Source organism: Phenylobacterium sp. P4_E10, assembly GCF_056401675.1.
The window spans coordinates 208,704-224,840 of record NZ_JBFUIW010000002.1 but is presented as its reverse complement, the minus strand read 5'-3'; the positions used below and the strand labels follow the sequence as shown (position 1 = coordinate 224,840).

Genomic DNA, 16,137 nt, shown 5'->3' with positions numbered 1-16,137 from the left:
TAGCCGGACAACGAAAAAAGGGGGCCGCCGACGGCGACCCCCTTCGTTCCTGGACGTCTTGTATTGGGTCTTAGAACTCTTCCCAGGTCTCTTCGTCAGCCTGGGGCGCGTGGGCCAGGGCCGTGGCGCCGCGCGTCGCCGGGCGCGACGGCGCCGAGGCGGACGGGCGATGGGCGACGGTGCGGGCGCCGGTCTGGACGCGGCCGCCGGTAACCTTGAAGCGGGCGACCAGCCGGGCCAGTTCGTGCGCCTCGTCGGCCAGCACGCGGCTGGCGGCGGTCGATTCCTCGACCATGGCGGCGTTCTGCTGGGTCACCTGGTCCATCTGGTTGACCGCGGTGTTCACCTGGCCGAGGCCCAGGGCCTCTTCCTTGGCCGAGGCGGCGATCTCGCCGACCACGTTGGAGATCTCGGCCACCTGGCGGACGATGCGCTCCAGCGCCTTGCCGGTCTCGCCGACCAGGTTCACGCCTTCGCTCACCTGCGCCGAGGAGGCGCTGATCAGGGTCTTGATCTCCTTGGCCGCTTCGGCCGAGCGCTGGGCCAGGGCCCGCACTTCGGAGGCGACGACCGCGAAGCCACGGCCAGCTTCCCCGGCGCGGGCGGCTTCGACGCCGGCGTTCAGGGCCAGCAGGTTGGTCTGGAAGGCGATCTCGTCGATCACGCCGATGATCTGGCTGATCTGCTTGGCCGAGCTCTCGATCTGGCCCATGGCGTCGATCGCGCGGCCGACGACCAGGCCACCTTCTTCGGCGTCGGTCTTGGCGGCGGCGACGGCCTCACGTCCATGGCTGGCGCCTTCCGAGGTCTTGTTGACCGTGGCGGTGATCTCATCCAGCGCTGCGGCGGTTTCTTCCAGGGTCGCGGCCTGATGCTCGGTGCGGCGCGACAGGTCGTCGGCCGAGGTGCTGATCTCGCCCGCGCCCGACTGGATCGAGGCAGTGGCGCCGGCGATTGCGCTCATGGCTTCTTCCAGCTTCGCCGAGGCGGCGTTGAAGTCGTCGCGCAGCTTGCGGTAGTCGCCCGGGAACTCGGCGTTGAGGCGGTAGGTCAGGTCGCCGGCGGCCAGGCTGTCGAGGCCTTGGGCCAGCGAGTTGACGACCATGGCCTGCTCTTCGGCGATGGCCTCGGCGGCCTCGGCGTTCTGGCGGCGGGTCACCTCGGCGGCGGCCTCGGTCTGCTCGTGCTCGACGCGCAGCTTCTCCAGGTGCAGCTGGTTGTCACGGAAGATGGTCAGCGACGAGACGATCGCGCCCAGCTCGTCCTTGCGGGCCAGCTTGTCGAGGTCGATGGCGTTGTCGCCGCGGGCCAGGCCCTCGGTGGCGCCGGCGATCTGCTTGACGTCGCGGCGCAGCATCATGGTCAGCGCCCAAGCCAGAGCGCCGGCGATCAGCAGCGTCGCCAGGGCGGCGACCATGGTCACCATCTGGGCGGTGTTGGAGCGCGCTTCGCTGGCCTTGGCGTTGGCGTCGGTCAGGGCGCCGTTGGCGGCGACGATCTTGTTCAGCATGCCCGACATGTTCGAATATTCTTCTTCGAACGGGGCGGCGAAGCCGGCGGCGGTGCCGAAGTCGGCGGTGATCATCGCGGCGATGACGTCGAGCGCGTCGCGGGTGCTCTTCAGCGCCTTGATCAGGTCGTCGAAGGACTTCTTCTGCGAAGGCGGCGCCGTGGCGGCGATGGCCTGGACTTCCTTGGTGATGGCGTCGACCTCGGCCAGCATCGCCTGGCTATCGCCTTCGATCTTGTCGGTCTCGATCGTGGCCGCCTGGTGGGTCAACAGGAAGTAGAGCTGACCATGGACGGCGGTGATCCGCTCCGAGACCTTCTGCAGCCGCAGACTGTTGGGCAGGTCCTTGTGCACGACCTGAGTGAGGTCGGCAGCCTGTCCGCGTTGGATGATGACTGCGCCACCGGCGGTCAGAGCCAGCATCACAAGCGCGAATGCAGGAGCGAAGCCGATCTTTGCGATCAGCGGCAAGTCTACGAGCCGAAAGCGCTTCACCGAAAGTTCCCCCACGAAGTCTACCCTTTGGTGTAAAATGCCGTGAGGTTGCTAACCAATCGTCACTGAACTTCCGGATTTTAAGGACGTCGCGCGCGCGTAATAAATACAAAGACACCATAAATTGGTCGAGGCGATTTACTTGGTATTAACCAAATCAAAATTGCGCCCATCAGACTCTCTTAACCTGAATGCCCCATAGAAGAGCCTGCGTCCGTTATCTAGAAAGGAGTGGGGCGATGAAAAATCTCATCAAGATCGGGGGCGGTATCGCTCTCAGCCTGGCGTTTGCCGGCGCGTCGACTGCGGCTGACTTCCAAGAAAGCATGTCGAAGTGCCTGACCAAGCATGCCAATACCCGCGACGCCGCGGTTGTCATGCTCGAGTGCAATGCCGACTCTGGCAAGCTGTCGGGCTGCAAGGTCCTGGAAGACAGCAAGGCTGGTAAGGGCTTTGACAAGGCCGCCCTGTGCGTGGCCGACGCCCTGCCGATGGGTTCGAAGACCGGGACCGTGAAGGTGCCGATGCGCTTCCCCGGCGGCGCCTAAGCCGCAACAAGAATTCGCATTCTTGCAGATCACGCCCTCGGCTCAGGCCGGGGGCGTTTTGCGTTTAGGGTTACTTGCTGACTCGCTTGATGAGTTCCTGCGCGGCGGCCGGCGCCCGCACCTTTCCCTCATGAATGAAGAAGACAAAGGTGTCGCGGGGACCTTCTGCTGGCCCCGTGCGGTCTACCGGCTGCAGGTCGCCGGGCACGCGCCCCTGCGAATACTCGCCGAACCGCTCGGCCCAGGCGTCCAGGTCCTTGGGCTCGTAGCCAGTCTCGATCTTGTCGGAGCCCATTAGCAGGCGCGAGTAGACGAAGTCGGCGGTGATGTCGGCGATCAACGGGTAGTTGTCGTTCTCCGAGAGGCAGATGGCCACGTTGCGGTCGCGGCACAGCTTCACGAAGGCCGGATCGACGAAACTGGCGTTCCGCACCTCGACGCAGTGACGCAGCTTCAGGCCGCCGTGGCTGGCCGGCAGCAGGTCAAGGAAGCCGGCGAAATCGTCGGGGTCGAATTTCTTGGTCGGCATGAATTGCCAGAGGATCGGACCGAGCCGGTCACCCAGCTCGACGATCCCCTGGCCTACGAACCTGGCCACCGACTCCCGGGCCTCGGCGAGCACCTTGCGGTTGGTGCAGAACCGCGAGGCCTTCAGCGTAAAGACGAAGCCGTCTGGGGTGGCGGCCGCCCACTTGGCGAAGGACTCGGGTTTCTGGCTCGAATAGTAGGTGGAGTTGATCTCCAGCGCGGTGAGATGGCGACTGGCGTAGGCCAATTCGTCGGCGTGCTTCAGGCCCGGAGGATAGAACACCCCTCTCCAGGGTTCGAAGGTCCAGCCCCCGATCCCTGCGCGGATCAAACCTGCCTGCGCCATCTCTGTCCTCGCTGGTGCTATTTCCGCTGGGCCGCCGTGGCGTCCCGGGTTTGCTTGAATTCCGATCCGGCCTTCCACTCCGGCCAGATGGTCGAGTTGGCCAGGCGGCGGCCGAGGTCGAGCATCAGTTGGCCGTCCTGGGCCATGCCTTCAAGGTTCCAGCTCGGATCGTATTCGTCGGCCGGCTGGTGGTAGCGGTCGGCGGTGTAGGCCTTGGAGAACGCGTCGCCCGCGGCCTTGCCGCCGTCGACCAGATCGCGGCCCGAGCCGAACGAAATCGCCGGCACGCCGCGCTTGGCGAACGGGAAGTGGTCCGAGCGGAAGAACGAGCCGGCCTCCGGGCGGGGATCGGGGGTGTAGACCCGGCCCTTGCCCTTGCCGACTTCGATCAGCGCGTCCTGCAGGGTCGAGGCGGCGTCACCCGAAGTGGTGAAGTCCTTGGCCGGGCCGACGGGCGACAGGCCGTCCATGTTGATATCGGCGACGGTCGAGGCCAGCGGGTAGAGCGGGTTGGCGGCGTAGTACTCCGAACCCAGCAGGCCCTTCTCCTCGGCGGTCACGGCCAGCAGCACCACCGACCGCTCCGGCTGCGGCCCCTTGGCCAAGGCGCGGCCGATCTCGATCATGGTGGCGATGCCGTCGGCGTTGTCGACGGCGCCGTTATAGATCCGGTCGCCCTTGGCGTCCGGCAGGCCGACGCCGATGTGGTCCCAGTGCGAGGAGTAGATGACAGTCTCGTTGGGGCGCTTGGAGCCGGGGACCATCCCGACCACGTTCTTCGAGACGATCTTCTGCACGTCGACCTCATAGTCGGCCGAGAAGGTGACGCCCTTCAGTTCGACTGGCTTGAAGTCGCGGGTCTGGGCCTGCTTCTTCAGGGCGTCGAAATCGAGCCCGGCGGCCTTGAACAGTTCGACGGTGTTGTCGCGCTGGATCCAGCCTTCGACCTGGGCGTGAGCTTCGGTCGGCTTGTCGCGGATGATGTCGAAGACGGTGTTGGTGTTGGAGTTCTTCACCGTCGCCCAGCCGTAGGAGGCCGGGGCCGACTCGTGGATCACCAGGAAGCCGACGGCGCCCTGGCGCGCGGCTTCTTCGAACTTGTAGGTCCAGCGGCCGTAATAGGTCATCGCCTTGCCGCCGAAGTCGCCCTTTCCGGTTTCGAAATCGGGGTCGTTGACCAGCACCAGGGCGATCTTGCCCTTCAGGTCGACGCCCTTGAAATCGTCCCAGTTGCGCTCAGGCGCGGTGACGCCATAGCCGACGAACACCACCGGGGCGTCCTTCACGCTGACGCGGGTCGCGCCGGTCTGGGCGGCGCGCAGGGCAACCTGCTCGCCTTGAGCCCAGGTCTGCTTCTGGCCGCCGGCGGTGACGCTGACCGCGACCGGGCCCTTGTTCTCAAAGCGCGCCAGCGGCACGTCCTGAGTCCAGTTGCGCTGGCCGTTCACCAGGTCGCCGCCCGGCTTCAGGCCGGCGGCTTTGTACTGCTCGGTGATGTAGGCGACGGTCTTCTTCTCGCCTTCGGTGGCCGGGGCGCGGCCCTCATATGCGTCCGACGCCAGAACCTTCACATGCTCGGCGATCTTGGCCGGATCGATGTCGCCAGCGAGGGCCGGCGTAGAGAAAACAGCCCAAATGGCGGCGCCCGCGAGAAGAAACTTTTTCATAGATCACTCAATGGGGGGTGGAATTGCGCCGAACCCTAGTTCGACGGCGCCGCTCGCGAAAGGGGGCTGCGACCAACGCGCCACAGGGCGGCGCTGGTTTCTGATTGTCTCGGCTCTGCAATCGACCTGAAGCGCGACCACGACTAAGAACGGACCGCCGATCCCGAGATCTGCGCCGCGCCTGCCCACTCGGCCGACCTGGCCGTGGCGATTGCACAGAGCTCCAACGATGAAAGAATGATGCGTCCAGCCTCCCTCGCGGCCACGTCCCTGGCCGGCCTGGCCAGCCTTACGCTTGCAGCCTGCGCTTCGACCCGCGACGTCGACACCCGGCTGCCGGTCGCCTATGAGGCGCCCGTCGCACCGGCCGCCGCCGTGGACCTCGACAGCTGGTGGCTGGCGTTCGACGACGCCCAGCTGACCGGCCTGATCGACCAGGCCCTGGCCTCCAGCCCGGACGCGCGCACGGCCGCCGCCCGGCTGAGCGAGGCCCGCGCCACCCGATCAGGCGCGCTCACCGCCTTCCTGCCTCAGGGCAATATTCGCGGCCAGACCAGCAAGTCCGAAAGCCGGCTGGTCAATGGCGCGCAGCTTAGCGTGCCCGGCTTCTCGACCATCGGCGAGAGCGAGCTGAGCACCGTCAACTTCGACGTCAGCTGGGAGGTCGACCTGTTCGGCCGGATCTTCGCCGCGCGCCGTGCGGCCGACGCGGAGATGGCCGCCGCCCGGCTCGACTACGAAGGCGCCCGCGCCAGCCTCGCGGCGGCGGTGGCCGACAGCTATTTCCAGGCCCGCGGCCTGGCCATTCAGCTCGACGACGCCCGCGCCACCGAGCGGATCCGCGGCGAGCTCTATCGCATCGTCCGCATCCGCGCCGAGCGCGGGATCTCCGCCACCTCGGACGCCGACCGCGTCGCCAGCGACCTCGCCCAGGCCCGCAGCCAGGTCGCTGCTTTCGAAGCCGAACTGCAAGCTCAGCGCCGCAACCTGCTGATCCTGACCGGGCGCGGCGTCGATCCCATCGCCAGCCTGCCGATCGACGCCGATGTTGGCGAGGTCCCGCAGGTTCCGGCGACCGTTCCCGGCGAGTTGCTCGCCCGGCGCCCGGACGTGCGTCGCGCCGAGGCCATGCTGGCCTCGGCCCTCGGCCGTCTCGACTACGCCAAGCTGGCCTTCTTCCCGACCTTCAATCTGATCCCCGGGATCGGCCTGCAGGACGCGGTGCAGCCGAACTATTCCAACACCATCCAGACCTGGACGATCGGCGCCAATGTCGTCATCCCGGTGCTGGACATCCCGCGGCTCATGACCGAGCTCGACGCCCAGGACGCCCGCACCGAGCAGGCGGTCATCGCCTACGAGAAGACCGTCCAGACTGCCTTTGGCGAGGCCGAGAATTCGCTGGTCCAGCTCGCATCCGACCGTCGTCGGGTGGTCCTGCTGACTGACGGCGAGGTCCGCGCCAAGCGCGCCTACGAGGCGTCCAACAAGGGCTTCGTCGCCGGTTTCATCGACCTGCAGACGACGCTCGACACCGAATCCGCCTGGCGCGTGATCCGCGCCCAGAAGACCGCCGCTGAGGTCCAAGCCCTGCGGCGGGCGGTCCAAACCTACAAGGCGCTCGGCGGCGGTTGGCCGCTGGAGTCCGCCCCGACGAATAAAGAGGCTCGCTAAAGTGACGAGAACCAAGACCATCCTGACGCTCTCGGTCGGCCTTGCCTCGGCCCTGGTGTTGGCGGCCTGCGGACCCAAGGAGCCGCCGAAGAAGGATCCGGCCGCCGGCGCCCGCGCCGTCCGTGTCGTCCGCGTCGAGAACCGCGCCGTCACCGGCGCGCTCAGCGCCTCGGGCTCGCTGATCCCGCGTGAGGAGGCGGCCGTGAACCCTGAGGTCAACGGCTTCCGCGTCGCCCGCGTGCTGGTGGAGGAGGGCGCCCAGGTGAAGGCCGGCCAGACCCTCGCCCAGCTCGACGGGGTGCTGATCAACGCCCAACTGGAACAGCAGAAGGCGCTCGCCGCCCAGGCCGAGGCCCAGGCGCAACTCGCCGAGGCGGACGCCGCCCGCGTGGTCGGGCTCGACGGCCAGGGCGTTCTCAGCCAGGAAGCCATCGACCAGCGGCGCTACCAGGCCAAGGCCGCCCGCGCCACCGCCAACGCCCAGGCCGCCGGCTATCGCGACGTCCAGACCCGCCAGGGCAAGCTGGCCGTGACCGCCCCGGTGAGCGGGCTGGTGCTTGAGCGCACGGTTCGTCCCGGCGACCTCGCCAGCGGCGGCGCCTCGCCTTGGTTCCGCATCGCCCGCGACGGCCAGATCGAACTTTCCGCCGATCTCTCGGAAGACGATCTCGCCCGCGTGAGGGTCGGCCAGACGGCCACCGTGACCCTGCCGTCCGGCGGCACGGCGGCCGGTCAGGTGCGGATCGTCTCGCCCCAGGTCAACGCCCAGACCAAGCTCGGCTCTGTGCGCATTCTGCTGCCGGTCCGCAGCGACATCCGAGCTGGGGGCTTCGGCCGCGCGGTGTTCAACGACGCCAGCGGCCAGAGCCTGACGGTCCCCGAAACGGCGATCCGCTATGACGCCGATGGCGCCAGCGTGATGACCGTCGGCACGGACAACAAGGTCAAGCGGATGATCGTCACCACCGGCGCCCGCGGCGGCGGTCTGGTCAGCCTGATCAAGGGGCCGCCGGCCGGAACCCGGGTGATCCAGAACGCCGCGGCCTTCCTCCTCGACGGCGACGTGGTCAAGCCGATCGACGCCACCGCGCCCGTCGCCCCGGCCAAGCCGGCGGCGCAAGCGACGGCGAAGCACTGATGTCCGCTTCTCACGAAAACGACGGCGGTGGCTACGGCGGGATGCGCATCTCGGCCTGGGCGATCAAAAATCCAGTGCCGGTGGCGGTGCTGTTCGTCGCCCTGCTGCTCGCGGGGATCGTGGCCTACAGCGGCCTCTACGTGAAAATGTTCCCCAACGTGCAGTTCCCGATGGTCTCGGTGACCGTCACTCAGAACGGCGCCGCGCCTGGGGAAATGGAGACCCAGATCACCCGTCCGATCGAGGACGCGATGGCCGGGATCCCCAACGTCAAGAACATCTACTCGACCGTCACCCAGGGGGTCTCGACCACCAGCATCGAGTTCGAGCTGGGCGAGGACCTGCAGAAGAAGACCGACGAGGTCCGCTCCCGGGTCGATCAGGCCAGGGCCATCCTGCCGCGGGAAATCGACGAGCCGACCGTCACCCGGGTCGAGCTCGACAGCCAGCCGATCCTCACCTACGCGGTCGCCGCGCCGGCCATGTCCGACGTCGAGCTCTCTTGGTTCATCGACGACACCGTCGCGCGCCTGCTGCAGGGCGAGAAGGGCGTCGCCCAGGTCGCCCGCGTCGGCGGGGTCACCCGCGAAATCAACGTCATCATCGACCCGGACCGGCTCAACGCCCGCGGTCTCACCGCCGCCCAGGTCAACAACGCCCTGCGCGCCGCCAACCTAGACGCGCCCGGCGGCCGGCTGCAGGTCGGAGGCCGCGAGCAAACCCTGCGCGTGCTGGGTTCGGTCGAGACGCTCAACGCTCTGCGCGACTTCACTATTCCCACCGGGACCGGTAGCTTCGTGAAGCTGACCGACATCGCCGAGGTCGGCGACGGCTCCTCCGAGGTGCGCGGCTTCGCGCGGCTGAACGGCCAGCCGGTGGTCGGCTTCATGGTCATGAAGACCCGCGACTCCAGCGACGTAGCCGTCGAAGACAACATCATCGCCGCCCTGCAGAAGGCCGAAGGCCAGTACAAGGGCGTCACCTTCACCAAGATCTTCTCTAGCGTGGACGAGACGCGGGCGAGCTTCCGGGCCACCCAGCACGTGCTGCTGGAAGGCATGATCCTGGCCGCCCTGGTGGTGTTCCTGTTCTTGCGCGACTGGCGCTCGACGGCGATCACCGCCTTCGCCATGCCTGTGTCGCTGATCCCGACCTTCTTCTTCATGAACCTGTTCGGCTTCTCGCTGAACGTGGTCACCTTGCTGGCCCTGACCCTGGTCATCGGCATCCTGGTCGACGACGCCATCGTCGAGATCGAGAACATCGAAAAGCGCGTGGCGCAGGGGATGCGTCCGTTCCAGGCGGCCATGGAAGGCGCCGACGCCATCGGTCTGGCCGTGGTCGCCACCACCTTCGCCATTGTCGTGGTGTTCACCCCGGTGTCGTTCATGGCCGGCATGGCGGGCCAGTTCTTCCGCGAGTTCGGGATCACCGTCTCGATCGCCGTGCTGTTCTCGCTGGTGGTCGCCCGCCTGCTGACCCCGCTGATGGCCGCCTACCTGCTGAAGCCGGCGACGCACCCCAAGCCGCGCAAGCCGTTCGAGGGCTTCTATCGCAACGCCCTGGAGTGGGCGCTGGACCACCGGATCATCGCCTCGATCGTCGGCGGCGTGGTGTTCGTCGCCTCGCTGGCCCTGGTGCCGATGCTGCCGCAGGGCTTCCAGCCGGCCGGCGACCCCGACTACCTCTATGTGAATATCCAGGGCCCGCCCGGCGCCACCGCCACCGACATGGAGGACACCGTCCGGCGGCTGACCACCATCTTCGAGTCCCGCCCGGAGGTTACCGGCGTCTTCTCCCAGATCGGCTCGACCGTCAGCGCCGGCGGCCCCGGTTTCAGCGGCGGCGGCGGCAATGATCTGCGCAGCGGCACCATGACCGTCCTGCTCTCGGGCCATCGCGACAAGAGCGGCGCGGAGATCCGCAAGGAGATGCGCGACCAGCTGCTGACCGTGCCCGACGCGCGCGTTAGCTTCCTCGACTTCCAGGGCCAGGCAGGGCTCCAGAAGATCCTGCAGGGCGACGATCCCGAAAAGCTGCAGGCCGCCGCGCTCGAGCTGGAAAAGCAGATGCGCACCCTGAACGAGGTCGCTGATCCCCGGCCCTCGACCCCGCCGGTGGGGCCCGAAGTGATCATCGTCCCGCGCGCCGACGAGGCCGCCCGTCTGGGCGTCTCGGTGGAGACCATCGCCCAGGCTGCCCGCGTCGCCACGGTCGGCGACATCGACGCCAACGTCGCCAAGCTGACCGACGGCGAGCGTCGCCTGCCGATCCGCATCCGCCTGCCGGCCGACGCCCGCGCCGACATCGATCGGATCAAGTCCCTGCGTCTGCCGACCGCCACCGGCGGCGTCACCACCCTCGACGCCGTGGCCGATGTGCAGTTCCAGGCCGGTCCCGCGCGGATCGAGCGCCTGAACCGCAAGCGTCAGCAGACGGTTCAGGCCGAGCTCAACGGCGTCGAGATGGGCACCGCCAACAAGGCGGTCGACAAGCTGCCGATCATGAAGAACCTGCCGGCCGGAGTGACCCCGGCCCAGACCGGCGACCTGGAGGCCATGCAGGAGCTGTTCGCCTCCTTCGGCCTGGCGGTCTTCTCCGGCGTGGGAATGATCTACGGCGTGCTGGTCCTGCTGTTCCGATCGTTCTTCAAGCCGATCGTCATCCTCTCCGCGCTGCCCCTGGCGGTCGGCGGGGCGTTTCTAGGCCTGCTGATCTTCAACCTGTCGCTGTCCATCCCCTCGCTGATCGGCTTCCTGATGCTGCTCGGCCTCGCGGCGAAGAACTCCATCCTGCTGGTCGAGTACGCCATCGAGCGCGAGCGCGACGGCATGGAGCAGCGCGCGGCCCTGATCGAAGCCTGCCGCGAGCGGGCGCGGCCCATCGTCATGACCACCATGGCCATGGCCGCCGGCATGCTGCCGACCGCCTTCGCGCTGGAGAAGGGCGCCGAGTTCCGCCAGCCGATGGCCGTGGCCGTGATCGGCGGCCTGATCACCTCGACCCTGCTGTCGCTGGTGCTGGTACCGGTGGTCTACGAGTTCGTCGACGACTTCGAGAACTGGCTGCGACCGAAGCTGGCTCGCCTGGTCACCCCGCGCGACGCCCCGGCACCGCCGGCGCCTGAGGATCGTCTCTAGCCGGTACTGCCGGTCAGTAGGGGATGTCGGTGTGGACCGTGGTCTCGACCGGCTTGCGGGCCTTGCGCTTCGGCGGCGGGGCCGGCTTGTCTTCTTGCGGCGCGGCCTCGGCGACGGGCGGCGCTGCAGGAGCAGTGACGGCGACCTCGGGGGTCGGGACGGCCACGACCGGCTCCAGCCTGGCGACCGCCAGCATGGGGGTGGCCGGCTTGGCCCTGGAATTGAGTAGGCGCGGTGCGGCCAAACCCAGGCCGACCACGGCCGCGATCGCCGCGGCGATCATCAGTAGCCGGCCCACAGGGCGCTTGGCGGCGGGCGATAACTCGTCGACGGGTGCGGACTCCGGCGCGTCCGGGCTTGGCTCGGCGGGCGGCGGCGCTGACGCGGCCTTACGGACCATCTCGCCGAGAGCCAGCACCGCAGGCGCCGGCGGCTGAGGCGCTTCGAGGGGGACCGGCACGGCCGCGGCGGCGCCCTGGGCCTCCAGCGCATTTCCGATCCGTTGGCAGAGTTGGTCGATTGCGAATTCCCAATCGGCGAAGGCGTCGATCCACTGCCGGGTCGCGAACTCGTAGGCGAACGCGTCGCTCGGCGTCACGTCCTCCACCCGCAGGGGGATGACGATCATCTTCTGCTGGCTCGCGAGCGCCAGTTCCTTGGTCATTTCCTCGGAGTTGTTGGAGTTGGCCGTGAAGACCAGCAACAGAATGCGCGCGTGCCGAATGGCCTGCACGATGGCCACCTGAAAGTTCTCGCCGGGCAGGATGTCGCGCGCCGAAATCCAGCATTTGACGCCGCGCCGCTCTAGCGATTGGCATAGCGTCGTCGCGACCTTTCGGTCCTTTGACGCGAAACTGATGAACACATCGGCAGTCATATCAAGCGCCTGTAGGTCACGTTGTTAACTTGTCATTAAGTCCTAGCTTGACCGTACGTGGCAAGCCCCCTTGCTCGCTAGGGGAATCCTTCGCCCATCTCGCGACTAATGGTGGTGCAGGCGGTCGGGCCTGTGCCTAAGGCCTGAACAGCCGCCGCCGCTGCGCGCCTTCCCCCCACTGGCTAGCCTCAGCGATATGCCAGCGCATGGCCGAGCGGGCCGCGCTCTGCAGCCTGCTGAACGAGGGATCGGGCTCGATCCGGCGGGACAGTTCGTCCAGGTGTGTGGCGACCCGCTGGCTGCGTTCGCTCTGTTCGGCGAATTCCAGCTTAGCCTCCATGGCCATCGAGGCCGCGGCGATCGCTGGCACGATGGTGCCGGTCATGGCCACGGTGCCGACCATCCAGTGGGGCGGGTGGGCGTGGGCGAGATGAAACACGATGTAGAAGGCGAGATATCCGCCCAGCACCAGCAGCAGGAAGATGAAGCTGCAATCTTCGACCATATGAATGCGGTGCGCGATCCGGCCGTCGCGGGCGCTGATCACTCGGTGATAGGCCGACTGCCCATCGATCAGTTCGTTCATTGACCAGGCGCCCCAGCGCCGGACCCGGTCGGGATCGAACTTGCCGTGCGGCAGCCCGGCCGAGCGCAGGGTCTGCCGGCCTTGGTCGTCGGTCCGGCGGTGCAGGTCGCGGCCGCCGGTGCTGGCGACGCTGACGCCCAGCGCCCACCCGGCGCGCTCATGCCGCAGCTGCTCGGCCAGAAGGCGCTCCTCGCTCCAGCGCTCGTGCTGCCGCGCTTTCTGCGCGCCCGACCACACCCACAGCGCGCCCAGCGCCAACAGCAGTTCAATGGTCACGGCGGTGATCTTGAATGCGGGCCAGACCACCCAGGCCGAGCCGATGATCGCCGCTGTCACCATGGCTATGATCAGCAGGACTTGCTCGGATCGATGTACCGCCGACAGCCGATTGGCCAGACTGTCGGCCTTCAGATAGGCCGCGGTGAGGATCTGGAATCCCGGCTGACTAGCGAGGTCGGCTGGCACGTCCGGTCCGGGCGGCACCGGCTCCACCCGACCTCCGACCAGCTTGCGGAAGATCCCGTAGGTCTTCCAGAGCCAGCCGTGCAGCCAGTCTTCGATGCGCCCGAGCAGGCGTTGAGGCGTTTCCGCGGCGGGCGGCTCCCACGCCGCGGGTTCGGGGGCGCGGGCGCTGAGCGCCTCGCGCAGGTTTTCCGGCGAGGCGAATTCCACATGCGCCTGGCGACCGGCCTGCAACGCCTCCTGGAACTCGGTGAAGTCGAAGTCCGACGGCAGGTCCTCGGACCGGATCAGGCGCAGGGCGTGAGGCTCCGAGGGCTTGATCCAGAGCACCGGCAGGCCAAGATCCAGGGCGCATCGCACGGCGTCGGCCGTACCCCCGGCGCCCCGCGCCCGCTCTCCGGTCCATACGACCACCAGCAGGTCGGCGGTTTCAACGATCAGGCGGGTCTGCTTGAGGTGAGGGTTCCGCCCTTCCGCCTCGGCCGCCGCGCCGTCCAGCCAGGTCGCCGTCTCCGCGGCCCCGTTCGGCCCGACCATCGGGGCCTCGGCGTCGTGGAGGAAGGGGAAAACCGCGTGAATGGGCCCCAGATCCGACTGCCGCCAGGCGGCGGCGGCAAGTTCGTCAGCGCCGGACGCCAGTCCTGTCAACAGCCGTGCGGGGCCGTTGTTCGCCGCCTTGATCAGCGCGAAGGCTGCGAACAGTCCTTGCAGCACAGGGGGGCGGTGGCCGAGGTCCGGCGCGCGGTTGTGACCGGCGAAGGCGACCTGCAGCGTGATCGGTTCGGACGCGCCTTGCGCTTCCGGCGGCGGCTCGACCTGTCGGGGCGAGGAGTCTTCGCCAAGTGCTTGCCGGGTCATGGTTGAATGACCGATGTCGTACCCTGGCATTGATCACTTCCCGGAGTTTGCCGCGCCCTATCGAGCGGCGTTGGACCTCGAGTTCAAGGCGAAATTGTACTCTAGCGCATCGGATTGTGGGGCGCTTGATGGTCTGCGGAAACTTTCAGCAATTGCTGATTAGGTTCGTTCCTTGGCCGATAGATGTTGCAATTGCCAAGCCTGTTGGGCAATCGTTTTGTCTTCCGCTCGGGATCAAATATCTGAAAGACGTCGATGGCCGCTAAGCTCGAAGACGCGCGGGCGTTCCAAAGCCGCGCAAGTGCTGTTCGTTCGAATTCCCGCTCGCTGGGCGGTATTGGCGTTGCGATGTTGCTGGCGTCTTGCGCGACGACCTCGCCGCCGCCTGCTGCGGTCGCGACAAATACGGCGCGGCCGGCCAACGCCGAGTTCAGGACTTCGGATTTCGCCTGGTCGACCGCGGCCGGCAAGGGACGCATCGAGGGCCAGCTCCGCTACAAGGCCGACGGCCAGCCCTATTCCTGCGCCGACGCCGGCGTCGTGCTGACGCCCGAGACGCCCTGGACGCGACGGCGCATGGAGATCCTGTACAAGTCGCCGTCCTCCGCCACGTTGTTGGCCTCGGACGTTCGCGGGCGCACGCCGCCCGGACGCAGCAGCGACTATTCGGCCTTCGTCAAGCGCGCGACCTGCGACGCTTCGGGCCGGTTCATCTTCAGCGGACTGCCGCAGGGGGCGTGGTTCGTGATTACGGTCGTGAAACCGGCGGCCGGAGGGGCGGGCCAGGAAATGGCGATCATGCGCCGGGTCACGACGGACGGCGCGAAGGCGACCTCCGTCAAGCTCTAGGAGAGCTCAGAACTCCTTGCGCAGGACCCTGGCGAACAGCTCGGGGTCGACGTTGCCGCCGGACATCACCAGGCCGGTGGTCCCGTCGCCCCAGCTCTTCACCTTGCCGCTCAGCAGGGCGGCGAGGCCGACGGCGCCGCCGGGCTCGACCACCAGCTTGAGCACCGCGAAGGCGTAGCGCATCGCCTCGGCGACCTCGGCGTCGCTGACCAACGCCACGTCGGCGACGGTCTGCAGCATGATCGGGAAGGTCAGCTCGCCGGGGGCAGGGCTCTCCAGCGCATCGCACAGCGACCGCGTGGTCGGCTTGGTGACGATCCGCTCGCCCTTCTGCAGCGAGCGCAGGGTGTCGTCGAAGGCTTCCGGCTCCACCCCGACCACGGCGGTCTGCGGCGACAGCGCCTTCACCGCGGTCGAGACGCCGGCCATCAGCCCGCCGCCGCCGACCGGCGAGACCACCACGTCGAAGCTGACCCCACGCGCCTTGGCCTGGCGCACCAGCTCCAGCCCGACTGTGCCTTGGCCGGCGATGATGTCGAGGTCGTCGAAGGCCGGCACGACAACGGCGCCGCGCTCCTGCGCCACCGCTGCGGCGATCGCCTCGCGGCTCTCAGTCAGCCGGTCGTAGAGCTTGATCTCGGCGCCGTAGCTGCGCGTCGCCTCGACCTTCACCGCCGGGGCGTCGGAGGGCATGACGATCAGGGCCGGCATGCCCAGCAGCTTGGCCGCCAGCGCCACGCCCTGCGCGTGGTTGCCCGACGAGAACGCCACCACGCCGCGCCGCGCTTCTTCCGCCGACAGCTGGACCAGGCGGTTATAGGCGCCGCGGAACTTGAAGGCCCCGACCCGCTGCAGGGTTTCGGGCTTGATCAGCACCCGGCGGCCGAGCCGGTCGTTGAGCGCCGGGCTCTCAATCAGCGGGGTCTCGACGGCGTGGCCGGCCAGCCGCCCGGCGGCGGCTTCGATGTCGGCGAGGGTCAGGCTCATTTTGCGAACACCATCGAGTCGTCGGCGAAGGCCTTGAACTCCAGCGCATTGCCGGAGGGGTCGAGGAAGAACATCGTCGCCTGCTCGCCGGGCTGACCTTCGAAGCGGATCTGCGGCTCGATCACGAACTTGATCCCCGCGTCCTCGAGCTTGCCGGCCATCACGTGCCATTCGGGCAGGGCCAGAATCGCCCCGAAGTGGCGCACCGGCACGTCTTCGCCATCGACCGAGCTGGTGTTCCGATGGCCACACTCCTCCGGCGACAGATGCGCGACGATCTGGTGGCCATAGAAGTCGAAATCGATCCAGTCGGGGCTCGAGCGGCCCTCCGGGCAGCCCAGCAGGTCGCCGTAGAAGGCGCGCGCTTCGGCGAGGTCGCGGACAGGAAATGCGAGGTGGAAACGCGGTCGGGTCATGGGCGCAGTCATAACCCGAGCCGTGCGGCGAGGCGACTATGGGAGACCCTTTTCGG

General features: G+C 67.8%; 12 protein-coding genes. 5 read left to right on the top strand and 7 right to left on the bottom strand.

Features of this window, described 5'->3' with window-relative positions:
• Positions 1-70 precede the first annotated feature (70 nt).
• A complete protein-coding gene (locus tag AC1DQJ_RS03155) occupies positions 71-2,005 on the bottom strand; it encodes a methyl-accepting chemotaxis protein (protein ID WP_477600174.1) in 1,935 nt (644 codons plus the stop codon).
• 239 nt (positions 2,006-2,244) lie between these two features.
• Here AC1DQJ_RS03155 and AC1DQJ_RS03150 point away from each other — a divergent pair, with 239 nt between their 5' ends.
• Complete coding sequence (locus AC1DQJ_RS03150; RefSeq protein WP_477600172.1) at positions 2,245-2,553, top strand: hypothetical protein; 309 nt, start codon at positions 2,245-2,247, stop codon at positions 2,551-2,553.
• A gap of 70 nt (positions 2,554-2,623) precedes the next feature.
• On the opposite strand, the gene AC1DQJ_RS03145 is transcribed toward AC1DQJ_RS03150, so the two are convergent.
• Positions 2,624-3,427 carry a DUF72 domain-containing protein gene (locus AC1DQJ_RS03145; protein ID WP_477600170.1) on the bottom strand — a complete coding sequence of 268 codons (804 nt, stop codon included), beginning with the start codon at positions 3,425-3,427 and terminating at the stop codon, positions 2,624-2,626.
• Between the two features lie 17 nt (positions 3,428-3,444).
• Complete coding sequence (locus tag AC1DQJ_RS03140; protein ID WP_477600168.1) at positions 3,445-5,094, bottom strand: M28 family metallopeptidase; 1,650 nt, start codon at positions 5,092-5,094, stop codon at positions 3,445-3,447.
• 240 nt (positions 5,095-5,334) lie between these two features.
• Between AC1DQJ_RS03140 and AC1DQJ_RS03135 the strand changes: the two genes are divergently transcribed.
• Genes AC1DQJ_RS03135 through AC1DQJ_RS03125 form a run of 3 tightly spaced genes read left to right on the top strand, consistent with a single transcriptional unit; the run spans position 5,335 to position 11,046 of the window.
• Positions 5,335-6,768 (top strand): TolC family protein, encoded by a 1,434-nt coding sequence (locus AC1DQJ_RS03135; protein ID WP_477600166.1) that lies wholly within the window; start codon positions 5,335-5,337, stop codon positions 6,766-6,768.
• Position 6,769: 1 nt separating this feature from the next.
• Positions 6,770-7,906 (top strand): efflux RND transporter periplasmic adaptor subunit, encoded by a 1,137-nt coding sequence (locus AC1DQJ_RS03130; RefSeq protein ID WP_477600164.1) that lies wholly within the window; start codon positions 6,770-6,772, stop codon positions 7,904-7,906.
• Positions 7,906-11,046, top strand: a complete 3,141-nt coding sequence (locus AC1DQJ_RS03125; protein WP_477600162.1) for an efflux RND transporter permease subunit — start codon at positions 7,906-7,908, stop codon at positions 11,044-11,046. The genes AC1DQJ_RS03130 and AC1DQJ_RS03125 overlap by 1 nt, the downstream gene beginning before the upstream one ends.
• Positions 11,047-11,059: 13 nt before the next feature.
• On the opposite strand, the gene AC1DQJ_RS03120 is transcribed toward AC1DQJ_RS03125, so the two are convergent.
• Together AC1DQJ_RS03120 and AC1DQJ_RS03115 are read right to left on the bottom strand one after the other, a co-directional pair.
• Positions 11,060-11,923 (bottom strand): toll/interleukin-1 receptor domain-containing protein, encoded by an 864-nt coding sequence (locus AC1DQJ_RS03120; RefSeq protein WP_477600160.1) that lies wholly within the window; start codon positions 11,921-11,923, stop codon positions 11,060-11,062.
• Positions 11,924-12,059: 136 nt separating this feature from the next.
• On the bottom strand, positions 12,060-13,829 hold the full coding sequence (locus AC1DQJ_RS03115; RefSeq protein WP_477600158.1) for a hypothetical protein: 1,770 nt from the start codon (positions 13,827-13,829) through the stop codon (positions 12,060-12,062).
• A gap of 348 nt (positions 13,830-14,177) precedes the next feature.
• Between AC1DQJ_RS03115 and AC1DQJ_RS03110 the strand changes: the two genes are divergently transcribed.
• Positions 14,178-14,678 carry a hypothetical protein gene (locus tag AC1DQJ_RS03110; protein ID WP_477600156.1) on the top strand — a complete coding sequence of 167 codons (501 nt, stop codon included), beginning with the start codon at positions 14,178-14,180 and terminating at the stop codon, positions 14,676-14,678.
• Positions 14,679-14,684: 6 nt separating this feature from the next.
• Here AC1DQJ_RS03110 and AC1DQJ_RS03105 read toward each other — a convergent pair whose 3' ends face one another.
• Positions 14,685-15,665, bottom strand: a complete 981-nt coding sequence (locus AC1DQJ_RS03105; protein WP_477600154.1) for a threonine ammonia-lyase — start codon at positions 15,663-15,665, stop codon at positions 14,685-14,687.
• Positions 15,662-16,081, bottom strand: coding sequence for a VOC family protein (locus AC1DQJ_RS03100; protein ID WP_477600152.1), 420 nt, complete (start codon positions 16,079-16,081; stop codon positions 15,662-15,664). The genes AC1DQJ_RS03105 and AC1DQJ_RS03100 overlap by 4 nt, the downstream gene beginning before the upstream one ends.
• Between the last annotated feature and the right edge of the window lie 56 nt (positions 16,082-16,137).